Annotated in this window: 20 protein-coding genes and 1 tRNA gene; 8 read left to right on the forward strand and 13 right to left on the reverse strand. The window is 44.5% G+C overall.

Features of this window, described 5'->3' with window-relative positions; genetic code table 11:
* Positions 1–28 precede the first annotated feature (28 nt).
* The 3 genes from BME93_06280 to BME93_06290 form a co-directional block, all read right to left on the reverse strand.
* Positions 29–250, reverse strand: coding sequence for a hypothetical protein (locus BME93_06280; GenBank protein ID ATZ61650.2), 222 nt, complete (start codon positions 248–250; stop codon positions 29–31).
* A gap of 359 nt (positions 251–609) precedes the next feature.
* The gene (locus tag BME93_06285) at positions 610–2,703 is read right to left on the reverse strand and encodes a minichromosome maintenance protein MCM (protein ATZ61651.2); all 2,094 of its coding nucleotides are present in this window, start codon (positions 2,701–2,703) and stop codon (positions 610–612) included.
* 4 nt (positions 2,704–2,707) lie between these two features.
* Positions 2,708–3,187: a hypothetical protein gene (locus BME93_06290; GenBank protein ID ATZ61652.2), complete on the reverse strand. Its 480-nt coding sequence runs from the start codon at positions 3,185–3,187 to the stop codon at positions 2,708–2,710.
* A gap of 127 nt (positions 3,188–3,314) precedes the next feature.
* Between BME93_06290 and BME93_06295 the strand changes: the two genes are divergently transcribed.
* Positions 3,315–4,433, forward strand: a complete 1,119-nt coding sequence (locus BME93_06295; protein ID ATZ61653.2) for an ORC1-type DNA replication protein — start codon at positions 3,315–3,317, stop codon at positions 4,431–4,433.
* 1 nt (position 4,434) lies between these two features.
* A complete protein-coding gene (gene cas4 / locus BME93_06300) occupies positions 4,435–5,241 on the forward strand; it encodes a CRISPR-associated protein Cas4 (GenBank protein ID ATZ61654.2) in 807 nt (268 codons plus the stop codon).
* Here the strand turns inward: cas4 and BME93_06305 are convergent.
* Together BME93_06305 and BME93_06310 are read right to left on the reverse strand one after the other, a co-directional pair.
* A complete protein-coding gene (locus tag BME93_06305) occupies positions 5,238–5,897 on the reverse strand; it encodes a DUF5612 domain-containing protein (protein ATZ61655.2) in 660 nt (219 codons plus the stop codon). The genes cas4 and BME93_06305 overlap by 4 nt on opposite strands.
* Positions 5,898–5,944: 47 nt before the next feature.
* On the reverse strand, positions 5,945–6,970 hold the full coding sequence (locus tag BME93_06310) for an S-methyl-5-thioribose-1-phosphate isomerase (GenBank protein ID ATZ61656.2): 1,026 nt from the start codon (positions 6,968–6,970) through the stop codon (positions 5,945–5,947).
* Positions 6,971–7,053: 83 nt separating this feature from the next.
* Between BME93_06310 and BME93_06315 the strand changes: the two genes are divergently transcribed.
* Entirely contained in the window at positions 7,054–7,629 is a 576-nt protein-coding gene (locus BME93_06315; protein ID ATZ61842.2) for a rhomboid family intramembrane serine protease, read from the forward strand.
* Here BME93_06315 and pheT read toward each other — a convergent pair.
* The 4 genes from pheT to BME93_06335 form a co-directional block, all read right to left on the reverse strand.
* A complete protein-coding gene (pheT, locus tag BME93_06320; protein ID ATZ61657.2) occupies positions 7,588–9,195 on the reverse strand; it encodes a phenylalanine--tRNA ligase subunit beta in 1,608 nt (535 codons plus the stop codon). The two genes, BME93_06315 and pheT, sit on opposite strands and share 42 nt — an antisense overlap.
* Positions 9,183–9,980 (reverse strand): DUF3800 domain-containing protein, encoded by a 798-nt coding sequence (locus BME93_06325; GenBank protein ID ATZ61658.2) that lies wholly within the window; start codon positions 9,978–9,980, stop codon positions 9,183–9,185. Before BME93_06325 ends, pheT begins: the two co-directional genes overlap by 13 nt.
* A 29-nt stretch (positions 9,981–10,009) precedes the next feature.
* Positions 10,010–12,046, reverse strand: coding sequence for an AAA family ATPase (locus BME93_06330; protein ATZ61659.2), 2,037 nt, complete (start codon positions 12,044–12,046; stop codon positions 10,010–10,012).
* A gap of 132 nt (positions 12,047–12,178) precedes the next feature.
* Positions 12,179–13,690: a phenylalanine--tRNA ligase subunit alpha gene (locus tag BME93_06335; protein ID ATZ61660.2), complete on the reverse strand. Its 1,512-nt coding sequence runs from the start codon at positions 13,688–13,690 to the stop codon at positions 12,179–12,181.
* 106 nt (positions 13,691–13,796) lie between these two features.
* Here BME93_06335 and BME93_06340 point away from each other — a divergent pair, with 106 nt between their 5' ends.
* Positions 13,797–14,093, forward strand: a complete 297-nt coding sequence (locus BME93_06340) for a hypothetical protein (protein ATZ61843.2) — start codon at positions 13,797–13,799, stop codon at positions 14,091–14,093.
* Between the two features lie 8 nt (positions 14,094–14,101).
* On the forward strand, positions 14,102–14,707 hold the full coding sequence (locus BME93_06345) for an isochorismatase family protein (GenBank protein ATZ61661.2): 606 nt from the start codon (positions 14,102–14,104) through the stop codon (positions 14,705–14,707).
* A 328-nt stretch (positions 14,708–15,035) separates the two neighbouring features.
* On the opposite strand, the gene BME93_06350 is transcribed toward BME93_06345, so the two are convergent.
* The 3 genes from BME93_06350 to BME93_06360 form a co-directional block, all read right to left on the reverse strand.
* A complete protein-coding gene (locus BME93_06350; protein ATZ61662.2) occupies positions 15,036–16,319 on the reverse strand; it encodes a tryptophan--tRNA ligase in 1,284 nt (427 codons plus the stop codon).
* An 18-nt stretch (positions 16,320–16,337) separates the two neighbouring features.
* Entirely contained in the window at positions 16,338–17,396 is a 1,059-nt protein-coding gene (gene endA / locus BME93_06355; GenBank protein ATZ61663.2) for a tRNA-intron lyase, read from the reverse strand.
* A gap of 16 nt (positions 17,397–17,412) precedes the next feature.
* A tRNA-Arg gene (locus BME93_06360) sits at positions 17,413–17,484 on the reverse strand.
* Between the two features lie 76 nt (positions 17,485–17,560).
* Between BME93_06360 and dcd the strand changes: the two genes are divergently transcribed.
* From dcd to BME93_06375, 3 genes are read left to right on the forward strand one after another with little or no spacing between them, the layout of a single operon-like run.
* Positions 17,561–17,986 (forward strand): dCTP deaminase, encoded by a 426-nt coding sequence (gene dcd, locus BME93_06365; GenBank protein ID ATZ61665.2) that lies wholly within the window; start codon positions 17,561–17,563, stop codon positions 17,984–17,986.
* A gap of 48 nt (positions 17,987–18,034) precedes the next feature.
* Positions 18,035–18,328, forward strand: coding sequence for a nucleotidyltransferase family protein (locus BME93_06370; GenBank protein ATZ61666.2), 294 nt, complete (start codon positions 18,035–18,037; stop codon positions 18,326–18,328).
* Entirely contained in the window at positions 18,325–18,678 is a 354-nt protein-coding gene (locus BME93_06375) for a DUF86 domain-containing protein (GenBank protein ID ATZ61667.2), read from the forward strand. Before BME93_06370 ends, BME93_06375 begins: the two co-directional genes overlap by 4 nt.
* Positions 18,679–18,736: 58 nt before the next feature.
* Here the strand turns inward: BME93_06375 and BME93_06380 are convergent, their stop codons facing one another.
* Complete coding sequence (locus BME93_06380) at positions 18,737–19,186, reverse strand: Lrp/AsnC family transcriptional regulator (GenBank protein ATZ61668.2); 450 nt, start codon at positions 19,184–19,186, stop codon at positions 18,737–18,739.
* Between the last annotated feature and the right edge of the window lie 124 nt (positions 19,187–19,310).

Genomic DNA, 19,310 nt, shown 5'->3' on the forward strand with positions numbered 1-19,310 from the left:
CTGTCTTATTCATTCTGAACAATCTTATTTAAATCACCCTGATCGTATCACTGCCTTCAAATCGTAATCCTTCAATCTCTCCAGTTATTGTCAAAGTTACGTTTCCTATGGTGACCATGTTTTGCACCTCTGATCTGTCGAATTTGACCATAAGCTCTGGATAACCATCTCTATCTTTTATCTCTGGATTTCTTACGAATCCATATTTTGGATTTCTTTGTCTCCTCATGTTCATGTTCTGGTGGTTCATATTTCGGTTCTGGCGTAGGGCCGAGCCATAAGGTATGTCCTATAATTAAAAGTATAACCGCAAACACCACCATAACTATGACATTTATTAATCCAGATATACTGAAATTTCTTACTAATGTGTGTATACCTGTGCCAGTCATGATTAGCCCCAAACCTCCCAAAGCAATTGTGATGAATGTTACGACAGATCTCAAAAAGCTTCGGATGCTAATATTACTACTCCCTTTATCCTTTAACTCTGATTGTATCGCTACCCGCAAAAGCTATTCCTGCAATCTCTCCTGAAACCGTTAGTCGGAATGCAACTCCTGGAGTAACTATGCTCTGTACATCCGATTTGATATATCTTAAGATACATTATCCTGCCACTGCCAATTTGATAAATCCTGCAGTAGGTTCGTAGATGTCCCCCTGCTGTTTTAGTTTGGATATAAGTTCCTCTGCAGTGTCCCTCGATATGCCGTTTTCTTCGCCTTTGTTATAGATATACTCTATTGGCGCCTTACCCCCATGCTCGCGCTCGAGCTCTCGTATGATGTCGCGCAACACCTTGATCTTGTCACGCTGGCTTTTGCTGGTGCCCACTGCTATGACATCGACGTCGAACATCCCGGTCTCAGGGTCTATTCCAACCTGTTTGAGGCATGCCTCTACTATGTTGATGGCCCGATTTGCATCATTTTCCGTAACCGAGTCGCTCAGTCTAATCCTGGCACTTGCCTCTGATAGCCGTACCAGCGCCTCTAGTTGACGCGCTGTCACCGGTACCGGGGAATTGGCACCTATCCCTTGCTTTCGCAACCCGAGATAGAACTCGACCAACTTCTGGCGTGATTCATCGATGAGTATGGGATATATCCTCTTAGCATAGGCGATATATTTTCTCAGCAGGTCTGGGTCGATTTCAGGCTGGACTACCTCCATTGCGGATTTCACATCTTCTTCGGTTACCCTGCCACCTGGGAAGTTTTTAGCATGTTCAGCGAGCTCTCCTGCGTAATGCGTCCGTAGAATATGCTCGGCGATGTTTTTATCCAGCTCTATATCCGGTTCATCAGCGAGAGGGAATATCAGGTCAAATCGAGATAGTAGTGCTGGCGGTAGGTTGATCTGTTCTGCTATTGAGGTATATCTATCGAACCTTCCATATTTTGGGTTAGCAGCGCCCAGCAGAGAGCATCTGCATCTGAGCGTGGCTATGATGCCTGCTTTGGCCACGCTGATGGTCTGCTGTTCCATCGCCTCGTGCAGTGCACTTCGATCCTCTGACTTCATTTTATCCATCTCATCCACAGCAGCTATTCCCTTGTCGGCGAGCACAAGTGCGCCTGCTTCAAGCGTCCAGCGTCCATCTCCAAATTCGTCTTTAACAGCGGTGGCGGTCAATCCAGCTGATGTCGTGCTCTTTCCACTTGTGTAGATTCCCCGCGGCGCAAGCTTTGTTATATAGCGAAGCATTTGAGATTTTGCTGTGCCAGGGTCTCCAACTAACAGCATGTGAACATCGCCCCTGATTCGCGTGCCGTCTGGCAGGAGCTTTGCCACTCCCGAGAACAATTGAAGTGCCATCGCTTCCTTTACATTTTCATAGCCAAAAATAGATGGAGCAATCGAGTTGACCACGGTTTTATAAATGTCTGGATTTTCAGATAACTTAAGAATCGCTTCCTCGTCTTCTTTGGAGATGGCCAGTTCCTCGAATTCCTGTTCCTCCATTTCGATCGAAATGCATTCAAGATATATGTCAAAAAACGCACTCTTTCCACTGGGAGTGGTACGCTGATATGAACACAGAATCCCCGTAACGATCACCCTGTCGCCAGGCGCAACTATTCCTGTTAGATCGTCCTCTATATTCACATCTAATGTCTGCGGCTGTTCTCCCCCTCTCAGCTCTTCTGGAGATTCTTGTATCTGCAGTTTTTGCGCATCCACGAAAGTCGATTCGCTGAGATTCAGTTTGAATGGACCATTTCTGCCGCATGACACGTTTTCACAGACGTATGGCTCGTTGAACTTTGTCCCGGTTTGCAGTACATAGGTGAGCTGCTCACACCGCAAGCACTCGAATGCGGCATTGATTATCTTAGGGCGCACTGCAGTAGCTTTTCGCACCAGCCCTTCTATCGCGATTAACCTGGAAATATGTTGACTTCTTAGCTCTCTAATCTGCGTCTTCTTAGGGAGTTTGGTCACTCTGACGTGCACATCATCTAGGCGAACGTCAATTGGAATATCGATGAGCTTGAGAGCCTCTTCCATATCTGGCACAACTACCTGAGGCCTCTCCAACAGTGCATCCGCTAAACTCAAATCATATTTCTCGATATCATGGTACTCGACGATCAGAGTGCGCCCCTCTGGATATTCATTCGCTAGCTGGAGAATGTGCGCTTCATAGTACTGCTTGAGAAATTCCTCCCATTTAGAAACTGATGAATATTCTGGCATTTTTTCAACGTCTCCATAGTTGCGGGTCAATTACGTAATCGGTGCCATCCCGACCGATCTGCGGGAGTTCCATGAGTTCGTCCACCGTGAATCCAACGGAATCGTCGTCATAGCGCTTCTTCAATTTCGACCATTTGAGGATATATGCTTCCCTCGGTTTCCCAGTGCCCCTTCTAAGTTCAATGGCCAGAAATCCTGTTCTGCCTGATTTTTTGAGGAACTCATCGATGCGCTCGAGCTGGTGTGTGCCATTTTTGTCGGTGCTAAAGTGCTGGGTGAAGTAGAGTGCGTTCGCTCCCTTTTTTGTCGATATGCTCTTGCACTCGATGCCCAGATAGTAATCCGGATTTAGCGAATCGACCAGTACGTCCAACGGCTGTGAGGAAAATCTGTGCTGTTTAATCCTGTATGCTATGCCATCGATCTGGTTGCGCTCAAAGGATATATTGAAGGACCTGACCAACTCGCGTTCAAATTCGGTCATTTTATCGCACATTTATTGACGTTGATGCCATAATAAGATTATCATCATTCAATACAAGTTCTTATAAATTATATACTATAAAAAAGCTAATCTAAGAGTAGAGTGAAAGTGATAGGGAGGAGTGAAAATGCCAAAGGATATGCTGTCGTGGGACCAAACGATTTTCAAAAACGGCGAGATGTTCGAATTAGACCATGTACCAGAACATTTTCTTCACCGAAGCGGCCAGATAGAGGCACTGACGTTTAACATGCGCCCGGCTGTTAGAGCGATGCATCCCATCAATACGCTCTGTCTCGGTCCACCTGGAACCGGTAAGACGACCGCAGTTCACAAGGTGTTTGAAGAAATCGAGAAACACACGTCATCAGTCATTCCAGTCCACGTCAACTGCCAGGTGGATAATACCAGATATGTCATCTTTTCCCAAATATTCCAGAAGATATATGGCTATATGCCTCCAACATCTGGGGTTTCCTTCAAAAAGCTCTTTGGTGAGATAGCAAAATACCTCATTGAAAAAAAGCGCGTCCTTGTGGTTGCGCTGGACGACGTCAATTACCTTTTCCACGAAAACGAAGTAAATGGAGTCTTGTATCCACTTTTACGGGCGCATGAGGTATATCCCGGAGCGAAAATCGGAGTTATAGGTGTGTTGAGTGAGACGGGGATGCACTATGTTCTGGACCAAAGAGTCAACTCGGTATTTTTGCCGCAAGAAATTCGCTTCCCACCATATGCGCGCGCTGAAATTCACGACATCCTGAGAAACAGGATAAAATATGGATTTTTCCCGGATGTGGTTCCCGCAGATGTCTTGGATAAGATCGTCGATTGTGTCGAAACTTCCAGGGACCTGCGGGTTGGCATCGACCTGCTCAAGCGAGCTGGCTTTAATGCAGAACGCAGAGCAAGTAAGCAAATATCGATAGAAGACGTAGACGGCGCGTATGAGGGCTCAAAACTCGTGCATCTTGCACACTTGATTCGCCTCCTGCGAAATGACGAACAGACCCTCCTAAAATTGATCGCTGAAAGTGGAGAGATTAAGGCAGGAGAGCTCTATAAAAAATTCCAAGAAGGCACGGGATTGGGCTACACTCGATACCATGACATGCTGAACAAACTGGAATCAATTAAACTGATCGATACAAATTATATCAATGATGGCAGGAGAGGACGTAGCAGAACCATCTCGTCACGATACACCGCCGATGAAATTTTGAACGGACTGGAGAGCATATAGGTTGACGATAAGAGTTTCTGATTTGAGATTATACCTGTCATGTCCGCGCCAGGTTTATTTTACGTCTCGCGGACACGAACTCAATGAGGCCATCACCCCGGAACATATAGAACATCTGCTGCTCAAAGAGCTCGCATTCCGTTTTCCATCGCTGTTTCAAACCGAAAGTCTTCCGAAGGAGTCTGGACTTGTCGGAGTCTCTTGTTCGGGTGCGTTGACTGCCCAATTGGATGAAGTGGCAGATAGGATTCGAACCATATACCGAAATGAACTGAAGAATCTATCCGAGGTGCAACTCGAGGAATCCAAATCAAACATCGATGTTGACCTGATAGCCACGGGTCTCGAAAAAGGCGTTGGTAACTCCAGGGAAAAGTTAATACAGCAGATTACGCCGTGGAAAGTGCAACATCAATTATATTCTAAACGCTTCGACATGATAGGATGTCCAGATAAGATAGTACAAATCGATGGTGAACTTTTCCCATCTATTATCAAAACTGGTAACAAACCTGAATACGGAGTCTGGAAGAACGACAAACTACAGCTGACCGCCTATGCAATCCTCATCGAAGAGGAATTTGATACGATAGTAAGGCGCGGTCTCGTCGAATATTGCCGTTATGGTGAATTCCGCGAGGCAAATATCAGACATGCCGATCGCAGAAAAGTCCTGCAAATCTTAGACAAAGTGAAGAAGATAAAAGGCGGTGCGCTTCCAGACAGAACTGAAAAAGTACAGTGCAGTTCTTGTGGATTCATAGAGTTATGCAGGGCAGAGAGCTCACTGCTTTCGAAATTCTTTTAAAATCGTCGCTTCGTCAACTTATTGATATCAAATACCGCTGTCTTTGCCACATGCATCACTGCAAACGTCCCAGCCTGTATTGGGTCACTCACGACCAGATCTGCAGCGTCGGGCACGCTGCCCGCCATATTCAACGCAACGACAGGGATTCCGCTTTCACGCAGTTTCTTGACCTCCTCTGTAATTCGTCCGCCCATGAGCGCCCCTGCCAGAACCAGAATGGCAGCTCGGGGAAGACGTGCTATGGCATTTATGGCATCTGCAACCGCATCCTCTCCGACCAGCGGAATCGTATCGACGCTGATTTTTTCGCCCCTGATATTATGCCGGTCCGCCTCATTGACCGCACCCATCGCGACCTGTGCTACTTGTGCGCCCCCTCCGATGATGATAACTCTTGACCCAAATACCTCCTTAAAGGACGGATAGGTCATAACATCGAACATGGCTTCCAGTGAATTCAAATCCGCTACGAGTGCATCCATATCCTCGATATTGTCAACTTCCATACAGACGGATACCTTTTCTCGGTGGACGCCCCGCTCGATAATGAACTGCTGGGTGTATTGGATGTTGCCACCGTGTCTCGCCACCACTCCTGTGATGTCTCTCAACACACCTGGCTCATCCTTGCAGATTAAATTTATCGCTGCCATTATATATGCCCTCCAATCTACTCTATCAAATGTATTCTTATTTTAGTTTAACTCTCTTTTCCTCTTATGTCTTTAAATGAGAACGGGGGATGGAACACGCCATTTTCCGTGATTATCGCAGTTATGTTCTCCATCGGCGTGGCATCAAATGCCGGATTATACACCTCCACCTCAAGCGGAGCGATTTGTTCGTCTCCGAAATATTTCAGTTCTTGGGGAGACCGCTCTTCGATTTCTATATCCGCTGCGCGCTTTTCAAAATCAAACGTGGACATCGGTGCTGCTACATAAAATGGGATTTTATGCTCCTTTGCTATTATTGAAAGAGTATACGTTCCTATTTTATTGAACACCGCATCTTCGACTATGCGGTCGGCACCGACTATTATCTTGTCCGCCATTCCCGATTTTACCACATGCCCCACCATGTTATCTGTTATTAGGATAACCTGAACGTCATCCTGCAGGAGTTCCCAGGCCGTGATCCTGCTGCCCTGGTTCAATGGACGCGTTTCGCATGCGATCACCTTTATTCTCTTCCCCTGTCCGATAGCCGATCTGATTACGCCGATGGCAGTGCCCCAGTCCACACAAGCCATTCTGCCGGCGTTACAATATGTCATAATGACATCGCCATCTTCCAGCAGTTTTGCCCCATGTTCGCCGATTCGCTTGCATATCTCCACATCCTCGTCCGCCATCTTCCTGGCTTCCTCTAATGCGAGTTCCTTCATTTGATGGACCGAACGCCCCGTCTTCGTTTTCTTTAGAACGCGCTCGATGCCCCAGAACAGGTTGACTGCAGTCGGTCGAGTATTTCGCAGTACTTCTGCCGCATGTTCAATGTCCCGTATCAAGTCTCTCTGGCTCCTTGCTCTGCTGGTCTGCGCAGCCAGGGCGATCCCAAAACCGCCAGCTACACCCAGAGCTGGGGCGCCCCTGACCCTAAGGGATCGTATCGCCTCTGCCAAAGTATCGACATCATTGCATTCAATCGTGGCGCATTCCTTCGGCAGTTTCGTCTGGTCTGTCAATATAATATGGCCATTGTCGCTCCAGTTGATTGTCCGCATGATTTCACCACGATACCTACTGCATTGATTGGTGTTGGTTTTATAGATAAACCTTATCTGTGAGTGCATAATAGTAATGATTTGTGCTTGAAAAATATCAACGGAATTACTCGACCATCATCTTAGTGGCATGCATCGTATCATTTATCTTGCAGTCTATCATTCCATTATATCCAGGTATACTTATTCTGCATCCTGATTATGTCCTCTCAATGCCGTGGACTCTTGTGACGTATTTGTTCCTGCACGGTAGCTTTGGGCATCTATTTTTCAATATGCTCTTCATGTTTTTCTTCGCACCTGAACTGGAAAGACGGGTTGGAAGCAAAACGTTCTTGACGATTTACCTATTATCAGGAATCGTCGCAGGCATTGGCCACCTCATAACGTCGGAAAATCCAGTGGTAGGTGCAAGTGGTGCCCTGTTCGGCGTTTTTGCATGCCTCGCGATAATCGCGCCCGATATAAGGGCTTATATATACTTCATCCCGATGAAAATCACACATGCAGTCATCCTCTTTGCGGTAATGGACATCCTCTTCATTGGCGCAGGAGATATGGTGGCACGCACTGCCCATTTGAGTGGGCTCTTTGTGGGCATCGTCTATGGCATGAGATTAAAAAAGCTCCAACTCGAACGCTACAATCGGATGATCTAATCCGAAATTAGTTATCACATCCGGATGTATTTCGCCAAATACTCCAATGGTCTTTCCATTGACCCTCACTGATGCCCTTCTTCCTTCTAAAAATGCCAAGTCATCTGATTCGACGATATCGTATTCAAGGCCGAGCTCCTTCGCTACCGATTCGAGTATGGATTTCATCTCGGCAAAATTCGCGGCAGCATGCGTGGATGCGCTGGCAAGTCGCTGTGCGTTCTTGGAATTGATGACCACATCTCCCACATTGAATATTCGCTGGGGGAGTTCTCGATGTTTGTTCAGCGACAGGATTTCCAGTAAATTTGGCAGAATGGACGACCTGACCATGGTATGGGCCTCACTGATCGGATGCTTGACTTTGGTGACCTTTTCTATTTTGCGCCGCATCATATCGAAATGCACCTGTTCGCTGGACAGGGTAAACGTCATGACCTCTAAAAATCCGAGCCCTGTCATTATTTCTCTGACAACTGCCATTTTGTTCTCGATGGGATGTGTCTTTCCAATTCCCGGCGTTTCTGGAAATGCCAGCTCGAATCGATCGTATCCATATCCAATTGCAACGTCTTCGATTATATCCCAGGTGTGCAGTATGTCTGCCCTGTAGGGTGGCACTGCAACTTTGATTTCCCCATCATTAATGGTGGCGCCAAATCTCATTTTTACGAGCTCATCAGATATTTGTTCCGCTGTCAGATTTAGTCCGAGGAGCGAGTTGACCTCGCTGACCTGAATCTTCCTGGTCGTCGGAGACATGTCAGGCATTGCAACTCCCTTACCGTCCGAAATAACCTCAACAGACTCGATTTTGCCACCTCTTTCCGCCAGCGCCGTGACCACGATGTTCAATGCCATGGAAATGGAATGGTCGGTGCCCGTCGCCTCGACAAACACATCGGCGGTGTCTTCGGTAACGCTCGTCAGCGAGGAGTTGATGATCGGCGGGAACGATAGCACATTATCTGCAGAGTCGATTATCAGCGGATAGCGGTCTGCCCCTGCCAGAATATGGGCGAATTTCGCTCCTTTCGGGTGAGTTTCAAGTATCTGGCGCATTGACATTTTCCGATTGCACTCAAGTGGGACGAATTTAAAATCGGGACCGACAGCGAGATATCTGAATGGCGGCTTCACATTCGAGATGTCGTGCACGCCGATGGACATCTTCTTTCGATTGCGCCCCAATCCCCAGTGTAAATCCTCCTGCAATGTCATCAGGGATTTAATGCTGTTGGAGTTTAGGCGCAAGCCACGGACAACTGCACACGCAAGATGCGACCTTATCGGCTTGACCGATTTTTCTATCGTGACCGCGATGTCCGATTTTTCAACATCATATTCGGGCAGTCCTGTCTCGATTCCCAAAAAACCACGCATCGCCCTCGCCAAACCCTCGACGCTGAATAAGTCTGGTCTGTCTGGAAAGAACTCGATGTCGACATGCTCATCTTCAATGCGCTCGATGTCAGCGCCTATCATGGGTATTCTCTTGAGAATTGTATCCCTGTCTGCGCCGATTAGTTTTTCAAGGTCGTCGTATTGTAAGGTTATGATTGGCATGTTAACACCTTTTGAAGTCCAACGAAAGTCTTAAGTCTTACTAATTGTATTGATGTTATTGGTGAGTAAGTCCTTTTCGAAAAGGATGAGGCCGCCCTGAGGCGGGTGGGACGAAGTAGGGAAGGGTTCACTACATAATTTTTGCTTTTCCCCTCAAAAAAGTCGAGTGCTATAGAGACTCTGGACTTAATTTTTTGGTAATAAACATCTTTTTTATCACGATATTTGCAATGTATCGCACCAGCAACAAAGTCCGCTGCTTGAATACATGGATCCTGCTGGGAATCTGCATGAACAATTTTTGGCGGCTTTATATCTAACTCTCTAGTATGGTCACTCATCAGTGCCCTCCATGTTAAATACTGGTCAAAACTTTCCCTTTGAAGTCCATAAAGGGATTTGTCGACAAACACATTCACGGTTCCCTTAAGCCGATACTCGGTGACGATTTTAGAAAGCAGCGACCCGCTCACATAATTATAAATAATGGGTTGTTTATCTCGAAGACTCTTATGCACTTGATGCTTGCGCAACACGGCATATACAATGTCGGTATCTGTGTCTGCTATACGCTCAAGAAGGCGTCTTTTGATAGTGGGGCTGGAATTGTGAAATTTCAATTCTGGCGTCTTTTTGTATTTTTTGGGGAGTTTTTGCCTTCTGACTTTTGTGAAGCACTTCTTAATTTGGGGCGGGCTTCTAACGAGGAGCGCTGCTAATACGAAGTATTTTGATGCTCTGGAACCGAATCCCAAATCACCCGATTCATCGAGATAAATTTTCATTAGTTCACCCAACGCTTTCTTCTACGATTTTAAATCTTCAATTTATCGTTAACTATTTCAAAAAGCTTATCAAAGTTTTCTATTGTACTTGTTCCTAGAACGTCATCAGTACAAGATATATCGCTAGTCATATTGTACACTTGCTTTGCCACTAAGGTTTTGTCAAATCGACCCAACCTGTTTTTACTAAAGAATTTCTCGTACTTTTTCGTTTGCATGATAACTGAGGTATCAAGTTCATCCAATTTTATTTCCTCTTCTCCTCTTTTTTTTCTGAAGCAAACCTTATAGGCTTCATTAACAGCCTTGTTATAAAAAGAAGGATCAATGAGATCCTCAATTGTGATGTCTCTTCCCTGCATTTTATCGGGTGCTATTTCATCTAACTTGAAAACTAAACTTGCATCTATTGGATATTTTTCTTTTAACTCTCTTGCAACCTCTCTTCCCTCATTGTCATTATCTAGTATTATAACAAACTTATAGCCTTTTCTCCACACAAAAAGCGTGAAATAGGGCACCTTTTGTGCTCCACCCACAGAAATAATTGCTACTTTAGAAAAGTCAAGGAATCCCTTTTTATTTCTTTGAAAGTAATGTGACACTCCTTCTAAAATAAGATAATCTGAATATCCCTCCACAATTGCATTTTTCTTTAAGCCAAAAAGAGAGTCGCCAATAGTGGCTCCAATAGCGGCCCTTATTGGCTCTAGTGCATCAAAATCTGAATCATGAAATTTTTCTTTGATGATTGTCCCCACTTTTCTCTCTTTCTTTTGAAAAATTCTAATTGTGTTAAGATGCTCTCTGTCAATTAAAAAGGGAGAGTGAGTTGTATATACGATTTGATTACTTTCTGCGATTTGCTCTATAGTTTTTAAGAGGTCTTTTTGTCCCGAGGGGTGAATAAGCACCCCAGGGTTGTCAAGTAATATTACTGCATTTTTGAACTCGCCTTTAGTGCCTGCCATAAAGTTTATATAGAATGACAAAAACCATTGAAAACCATCGCTTCTCCGACTTGGTGGATCACGCGCTTCTGTTTTGTCCTCTATATAGACAAAAAGAGTGCCCCCATCGTATCCAATTTTGACATTTACAGTACCCTGTCGCCATAACTCATTTACCCTACCAGTTATTCTCGCTGAAGCTTCTTCTTTAGAAGAACGGCGTCGATGTGTGGGTTTTTCCGTTAATTTTTCTACATCTAACCCTGCCAAATTTATTAAATTGTCAAAAGTTTTGTATTGAGGTCTATTTTTTAGAAACTCATTTATTTCAATACTATCCTTTAGAAGATCTACGGCATCAAAATAAATTGAATTAGGAATTAGTTCTAAAATTTTTCCTATGATATCGTCTTCTTGGAGTTCGGTTATTAGTTCACCTTTAATTTGCTCAAGAATCTTGATAGTATTTTCAATATCTGTTTGAATAGTGGCATCTATGTTAGGTAATCCACGCAAGTTAGCGTATAAGGTGGTGAAAGCTTGTTCAACGTTTGATATGTTAGTAAAATCTGTCGAGAGGAAATTTTCTGCAAATTGGTCATATTGAGGCTTACTAGAAGCGAAAGGAGGATATCTTTGTGTATGTTGTTGGAGTTTTGTTGACACATCATCAATTTGAAGTTTTATATTCTCAACTATTTCTTCTGTATTCTTAGGTTCCACCTCTAAATCTTCGATTCCACACTCCGGACTTTCAACTTCGTATTGATTGCTATAATATTTTGTAATCTTTAAATGCTTTATTTTGGCAAGTTCTTTGTTGATATCTTTTAACTTTTTTCTATCTTCATTTTCAATTTCAAACCAAGCTGTAATGATATCTATGTCTTCGGGCTCTATGTCTCCCCTTTCTAACTTTTCCTTCACTTCGGAATAAGAACAAATATCCTCCTCTATATATTCGTAATCCAAATTAAAAGATTCTAAAGCTTTTAAAAAATTAGTCTTGCCACTTTCATTTTTGCCCATTAGGCAAGTCACTTTGCTATCGATTTTTATTTCACTGGGATCCTTAATAGACCTGAAGTTTCGTATCTGGACTTTCTCTATCTTCATTATTATACGCCTCTAATTCGGCTTAGTACAGAGATATTACTTCCTAACTCTTTTAAACATTCGCCCTTTTATCATTCGTATCTTCTTTTTACTTCCTCGACACTGGTTTCTTCAACTATTGCGATTTCCTCATCACTCATTTTTACCCTCGCGCAATTGAGAGATAGGATACCTCCTCAACCAATCGATATCAGGCCGATATAAGTCCCTCAAATCCTTTAGGCCCAGGCGCAACATCGCGAGCCTGCCAACACCGAGCCCCCATGCGAGAACGGGGCAATCGATACCTAACGGAGCCGTAACCTCGCGCCTGAATATGCCTGCTCCGCCCAATTCAATCCAGCCTAGTTCTGGCACATAGACTTCTGGCTCGACCGATGGCTCCGTGTATGGAAAATACCCAGGACGGAAGCGCACATTTTCAAAATCCATGCGATGATAGAATTCGGACAGATAGCCCAGCAAATCTCTGAACGAGACATTCTCATCCATCACCACGCCCTCCAATTGCTCAAACTCGGGGAGATGCGTGGCATCGATGGCTTCGCGCCGATATACTCGACCGATGCAGAACGCCTTAACAGGCGGCTTTGGATGTTCTGCCAGATGTTTTATCGTTATCGCAGTAGTATGCGTTCTGAGAACGTTCATCCGTGCCATGTCAAGACTCCATTTAGTCCCCCATCCTGCAGAATCGATATTGCCGCCATGCTCGTGTGTCGCTTTTACACCTTTCACGTATTTATCTGGCAGCTTCCCCTTGGAATCGAGATAGAACGTATCCTGCATCTCCCTGGCAGGATGGTCCTGTGGTTGGAACAGCGCATCGAAATTCCAAAACGACGTCTGTATAAAGTCTCCCCTTATCTCCTCAAAGCCCATCTCGAGGAATATTTGGCGCATCATATCGAGCAGTCGTTGATATGGATGTTTTTTAGCAACAAAGGTTTCCTGTGCTGGCGCGTGTATGTCATATGGCCGCAATCCCTTCTCTCGCCATTTGCCTGACCTGATCAAGTCAGGGGTCAGTTGTCCGATTTCGTCCGTAAGCACAATGCCTTTCTGCACTAATTTGCGCCCAGCATCTGTAATGGTGATGGTGCGAGATGTTTTTTCGATAGCGCTGATCAGATTTCTGTTGAGCAATTCCTGGATAGTCATGGATGAAAAATTCGTGAGACCATCAGAAGGGCGTGAGCGCAAAAAGTCCAGGATTTCCTTCTGAGCGTCTTTTTTGCCCGTATTGATTGGTCTGATTGTCGTCTCTTCGCCTTTTTTCTCGATAGTCGCCAGTCCCTTTCGCTTCAACCAGCCAAGCGCAATGCTGATATCTCTCCATGGGAACGTCCTCTTTAACTCGGACAGTGTGCATTCTTTTCCTTCCATAAAATCGATAATTCGCCCCTCTGGGAGACCTTGCTGTGCATATAATATCCCTTCATCTGTAAGCGAGTAAAATTTAGTCGTTTCCTCCTCTACCGCCGCCAGCCCTCTCTCGGCAAGTGAAAACGCAGCCTGCATGGCAGTATCGACTTTGAGGTTGGAAATCTCTGCAAGTCTCTGTGGGCTTGCGGACCCGACCTTGTCAAGCGCCAATAGTATGCGCTTTTCATTAAGCCTGTTGATGCGGTCTATTTCGACCATAATGACACTCCTGATTTAGAATGCAGTATCTATTATTTGTAACTACTTACATTGAAAACATTTATCCCAGATAAAATATATGCTCCTATCAAACGGAGGGCATAATTTGAACACATTATATTTTTACGATTACGAGACCAAGAAAGAGGCCGAGAGAATTTTAAGTGGGGACATGCTCAAGCGAGTAGGATATACCGTCCGGGAGTGCAAGTTCGTGGATTCAGAGCGCGAAGGATATTATCTATTTATAAGGTCTGCGCCTGAGATGATTAAAAAGGTCGATGAGCTGTTGGAAGGCATAAAAATCGAGAAGGTAGTGGGAAAAGAGGCAGAAGAGGTAATCGAAAAGATAGAGGCAGAGGACGAGTCGGCTGCAACAGGGATGGGAATGATATTCAGGTGATGGTAAATATGGTTGATAGATTAAAATATAAATCACATATAGCTATGGCAGGAAAAGAAGATAGCATATTATTAATTATAGACATGCAGGACAGGCTGGTAAATAGTCCTGTGTTTCCCATTTACGAGAGAGGCAAAATTGTCGAGAATATTAAAGCGTTGATTAAAACTGCAAACGTTTTTAAACTGCCTGTTATGGTGGTGGAGCAAAAAAAGTTGGGTGAGACCATCCCCGAGATAAAGGAATTGCTTCATCAATATAATATGTATCATCCTATTGAAAAATTATGTTTTAGCTCTTATGGGAATGAAGAGTTTAGAAGAAGGTTGGAAGAAATCAATCGAACGAGAGTGTTAATTTGCGGTGTTGAGACGCATATTTGCGTGATTCAAACGGCACTTGACCTCGTGGAAAATGGCTATTCAACACAGATTATCAAGGATGCCACCTCTTCTCATCTAAAAACAGATTTTGAAACGGCGATTGGCAGGGTGAGAGGGGATGGAGTGGTAATTACAACCACAGAGATGTTGATATATGAACTATTAAAAGAGGCGGGAGCGGACGAGTTTAAAAAGGTATTGGAGATAGTGAAAGATAAGAGAGGGCGTTAGCTGAAATGCATGCCCTTGACAAAAACATGGGCAGAACAAAACGAAGCAGCGGATTTAGATGATAATTTTGCTTGGATTTTTGATCCTGGGACTCGTAATATCAGCAAAAACGTTTCGCTGGGAATAATATGGGAGATATAAAACCGCAACTCTTCGCCAACTTCGTTGGCTCGGGGCTAACGTCCCCGTCTAACAGCCGTTAAAAGACTTCACAACCTTGCAGGTTGCTACGCCCAAATTTTTCTAACAAAAACTTCTTTTAATGGCATATGTTATCTGAACTGTCAGGGTCCTTATCACTGACTTTTTCGCGTTATTCCTCTCTAAATCAGATTTTTAAGCCAAACTCATCCAATCGCTCTTTTGCGAGCTCGCGCTTCTCTTGATGCTCCTTCAGGAAATTGGACATCAGCTCCACTGCAAGCGCCTTGCATTTGCCGCAGGTGCGCCCGCCGTCTCGGCATTCTTTGAATATCCCTGCGAGTTGCTCGTCATCTTCGAGCAGGTGGAACATCAAAAGTTCGTAAACGGTGCATTTTTGAGGTTCGCCACCCGACCGGCGCTGCTCTGCAAGAGTGATACTCCCTCCTGTTTTTGCCTTTTTAATCTTTGCGGCTGCAACGTCGGGAGATTCGGTCAGCGCAATGACGCTGTTTGGAGCACTGCTCGACATTTTGCCGCCTGCCAATCCACTCATAAACCGATGGTAGGTCGATGCTGGCTGGTAAAACCCACAGCCTCCATGCTCGACCTCCACTTCGCGCACGATGGATTCGACCGCTTTCATATCATCATTATCATAGATGTCCAGGTGTTCTGCATAGGGTTTTGTTTTTCCGTCCACGCGGTCTGCAATGGTGCGCATGGCTAACTTATTTGCAACTCTCGCTCTCACGCTGATGTAACCGTCACGAGGCTCTACTTTGAACATCCTCATCCGGTTCGCGATATCCCTTGTGAGCCTTATGTGTGGGTCCTGATCCGCACCGACTGGTATTATCACTGGCTTCGGTCCACCATATTCGGATAGCTGTGGCTGAAGGATGTCCGCACTTTGAATGAGCGTGCTGAGCATGTGTGAAACGTGAGTTTCGCCGGGAAATCCATAAATGGCATTCATCTCGGACAGGTTCGTCTTCATCCCGAGCTCAAACGCAAGGTCTTTTACCAGCGGATTTTTGGACTGGAAGTAAATGTGGCCGTCGGACTTGAAACCGAGTGCGATTAAACTGAGCACATATTCGTTGATTCCAATTTCAATGCATTTATCCCACGAGATGTTACGGACAGAATGCGCCTCCATATCAGCCACGGCGAAAAATGCATGCGCTCCCATCTGCTGATGCCATATCATCTCATCCATCACCATCTTGTGTCCCAGATGCACGGGACCAGATGGCATGAATCCGCTCATGACCGCAAATGGAGAGTCATTTTTCATCGCTTCCAGAATCGTTTGATAATCGCGGTGACCAAAGATGATTCGTCTTCGCATGTATAAATGTGGATTCGGTATCTCCGGGATAATTGTCTCAAAAGGAGCTATTCCAAATTCGTCGAACAATTTTGAATAATCCGTGATATCCACGGCTCCCCATGGGTCGAGCTTCATACTCCCTCTGCCTCCTTATCACAATTTAGTTCTTCCAATATCGACATATTGTACTTTTTTATCGGTTGTATATGCAAATATCATTCGCTTTCTAACGCTCTGGGCGAGTCTGATGGCACGTGACAACTCCTGTAATGCAAATATATGGTCACCTGGAATCGCGTGTACGAGATATTTAGAATGCGTCAGTTTTTCAATGGAATCAATCTGTTCATAGGTACGAAAGTGGCTGCCGAACTTAAAACCTGTCTTGACCACCTGTCCTTTATCCCGCAGCCCTTCATAGGTCCTGTATTTTCCGTCAAATATCGGCTCGATTCTCGTTGCTTTTTCTGCAAACTTCTTGAAACTTAGGACTTTACCTGATTTTCCATCGACGATCTTTATGACCTTCTTTTTTAGCAGATATGCAGACTCCACGAGCGACAATTGCAGCATTTTTTCATGCAACAATGTCCCAAAAAAGCTGCCATGATGGAGCGCATGTGCCAGCTCTGGATCCCAGATTATCACCCTGTCCCCCAGCAGCGCCGCCTCTTCTTTAATGCCGTTCGTCTTTACCTCCCTCATCTTTCCTTCCATGTCCGTCTTTTTAGCATCATAGAACGTTATATCCCCTTCCTCGTCCACGATGGCGAGTATGATTTGTTTTCGCACGTTTTTCGCAGTCTCCAGATGCCGCATTATATCTGTCAGGGGGAGTGGTTCTCTCTCGGATACCACGCGCACGAAATACTCTGCTGGCGTTTTGCCAGGATGCCCCCCTCTGGGGTACAGCCTGAAATCGGTTACACTTGGTTGTACATAATATCCCCTCTCCCGCAAATCTTTGTAGACGATGTATTTTAGTTCGAATTTTTCCATCAGGTTGGAAGCAGTCTTGACAAATTCTTTAAAATTTAGGGGTTTTTTATCCAGAGATATCGAGATTCTCTCTCGCCCAAGTAGGTATGCCGCCTCGGTCAGGGTTAATTCTAGTTTGCCATCCCTGGGGCGCCCGTAATAGCTGGTACTGTATAACTCAGCGATGGCAGCCTCTTCCAATATGACCCTATCTCTAACTAATTTGCCGTTCATAACATTCCTCGATATACGGATCTGCTGGGATTTGAACCCAGGTCGTCGGGTCCGAAGCCCGAAAGGATGTCCACTACCCCACAGACCCATCACACTATATTATGCCATTCTATTATAGCTTATCGCAGAAAAGTATTAAATCCTGCTCAGGTATAGTGGATGGCATGATGTTGTCGGATAGGGATATCAGAAGGAAAATGTCAGAAGGACTACTTATCAAACCGTTCAACGAAGATTCGCTTCAACCCGCATCATATGACCTTAGAGCAGGGGAATCTACTGTCATCCAACCAAAGGCGTTTGCACTGGTTGGTTCGCTCGAGCGCGTGGAAATGCCATTGGACGTGGCGAGTATTCTAAAGGTTCGGTCATCATATGCGCGAAAGGGACTTATCCTGGGCGGCGGTTTTATCGACCCTGGGTTTAGAGGCAACCTGACGCTGTGCCTGAGCAATATGAGCGATAAAGAAATAGAGATAAGTTACGGCGAGCGAATAGTCCAGATGCTATTGTTCCGTGTAACATCGCCGAATAGTATGTACAAAGGAAAATATCAGGATTCCAATGGTGTTGTGAAGGCAAAATTATGATGCATTGAAATATAAAGAGAACGAGATTATATAAAATATGGAGGCGACATGAAGACGCTAAAAGAGATAAAAAAGATTTTGTCTACAAATAGAAGAGAACTGAGAGATAAATACGGTGTTAAAGAACTATATATATTTGGTTCTCTGGTCACAGACGAGCAAACAGAAGGGAGTGATGTGGATATACTTGTGGAGTTTTACGATGCCCCCGATCTTCTTAAATTCATAGAGATTGAGAGATATATTGAAGAGATCATAGGCGTTAAGGTTGACCTTGTCAGAAAAACCGTAATACGACCTGAGATAAAGGATGCGGTGCTTGAAGAAGCAATTCCAATATGAAACGAGATTACAATTTATATCTAAAGGACATTTTAAGCGCCATAGATAAGATCGATGAGTTCATCGGAGATATGAACTTTGATGAATTTGTAGCAGATGATAAAACAAACAGCGCGGTTGCAAGGAAACTTGAGATCATAGGAGAGGCAGGCAAGAGCGTACCTCAGCATTTAAGAGAAAGATATAAAGAGATCCCATGGAGTGATGTGGCAAGGATAAGAGATAAGATCATTCATTTTTATTTTGGCATCGATTATGAGATCGTATGGAAGGTAGCAAAAGAAAGATTGCCCGAGATTAAACCAAGTATAGAAAAGATGCTAAATGAACTTGAGAGTAGAAAGAAATGAGAGACATTTGCCGCAGTCACACCAACTACGTCCATAATACTCTTACAATACCTTCAGGCTAAATTATCACTCCGTGTTCCTCTTTCAAGATATTTAGAACTATCATCGTATAGGTTCTCCTCACGTTATCCATGGCAAGAAGGTTCTTTATGAAATCATTTAAATCTGAACGGTTTTTGAACTTCGCTACTATGATGGCATCGTATTCGCCTGTGACATCATATACTGCTGAAACGTTCGGCTCTCTGGCGATTGCCTCTTCTATCTCAGGCAAATGCCCGCCTTCGACCACGAGACCTATCAATGCGGTTAAGTCGTAGCCCAGCTTTGAGTAGTCTATGTTCAGTATGAACCCAGTGATTGCTCCAATTTCACGAAGCTTGCTTACCCTGTTATAAACCGTCCCCTCGGCGACCTTAACTTTGCTGGCTATATCCCTATAACTTTTACGCGCATCCTTTTGCAACTCACGAATTATTTTAAGGTCGAGTTCGTCGACTTTGTCCATGTTATCAATTATATCTTTCAACCTTTAAAAAATTAACTGATTTAAAACAAAGAGGTCTCAAAAAATATGTAAAAATCTATACAAATCACGTATAAACCGAAAGATATTTATAGAAATATTCATT

The organism is Methanosarcinales archaeon Met12 (genome assembly GCA_002813105.2).
GTDB lineage: Archaea > Halobacteriota > UBA148 > UBA148 > JAJOKI01 > JAJOKI01.

Coding starts and splice junctions, on each gene's coding strand:
- BME93_06280 (ATZ61650.2), bottom strand. CDS start 250: ATGAACCACCAGAACATGAACATGAGGAGACAAAGAAATCCAAAATAT.
- BME93_06285 (ATZ61651.2), bottom strand. CDS start 2,703: ATGCCAGAATATTCATCAGTTTCTAAATGGGAGGAATTTCTCAAGCAG.
- BME93_06290 (ATZ61652.2), bottom strand. CDS start 3,187: ATGACCGAATTTGAACGCGAGTTGGTCAGGTCCTTCAATATATCCTTT.
- BME93_06295 (ATZ61653.2), top strand. CDS start 3,315: ATGCCAAAGGATATGCTGTCGTGGGACCAAACGATTTTCAAAAACGGC.
- BME93_06305 (ATZ61655.2), bottom strand. CDS start 5,897: ATGGCAGCGATAAATTTAATCTGCAAGGATGAGCCAGGTGTGTTGAGA.
- BME93_06310 (ATZ61656.2), bottom strand. CDS start 6,970: ATGCGGACAATCAACTGGAGCGACAATGGCCATATTATATTGACAGAC.
- pheT (ATZ61657.2), bottom strand. CDS start 9,195: ATGCCAATCATAACCTTACAATACGACGACCTTGAAAAACTAATCGGC.
- BME93_06325 (ATZ61658.2), bottom strand. CDS start 9,980: ATGAAAATTTATCTCGATGAATCGGGTGATTTGGGATTCGGTTCCAGA.
- BME93_06330 (ATZ61659.2), bottom strand. CDS start 12,046: ATGAAGATAGAGAAAGTCCAGATACGAAACTTCAGGTCTATTAAGGAT.
- BME93_06335 (ATZ61660.2), bottom strand. CDS start 13,690: ATGGTCGAAATAGACCGCATCAACAGGCTTAATGAAAAGCGCATACTA.
- BME93_06345 (ATZ61661.2), top strand. CDS start 14,102: ATGGTTGATAGATTAAAATATAAATCACATATAGCTATGGCAGGAAAA.
- BME93_06350 (ATZ61662.2), bottom strand. CDS start 16,319: ATGAAGCTCGACCCATGGGGAGCCGTGGATATCACGGATTATTCAAAA.
- endA (ATZ61663.2), bottom strand. CDS start 17,396: ATGAACGGCAAATTAGTTAGAGATAGGGTCATATTGGAAGAGGCTGCC.
- dcd (ATZ61665.2), top strand. CDS start 17,561: ATGATGTTGTCGGATAGGGATATCAGAAGGAAAATGTCAGAAGGACTA.
- BME93_06370 (ATZ61666.2), top strand. CDS start 18,035: ATGAAGACGCTAAAAGAGATAAAAAAGATTTTGTCTACAAATAGAAGA.
- BME93_06375 (ATZ61667.2), top strand. CDS start 18,325: ATGAAACGAGATTACAATTTATATCTAAAGGACATTTTAAGCGCCATA.
- BME93_06380 (ATZ61668.2), bottom strand. CDS start 19,186: ATGGACAAAGTCGACGAACTCGACCTTAAAATAATTCGTGAGTTGCAA.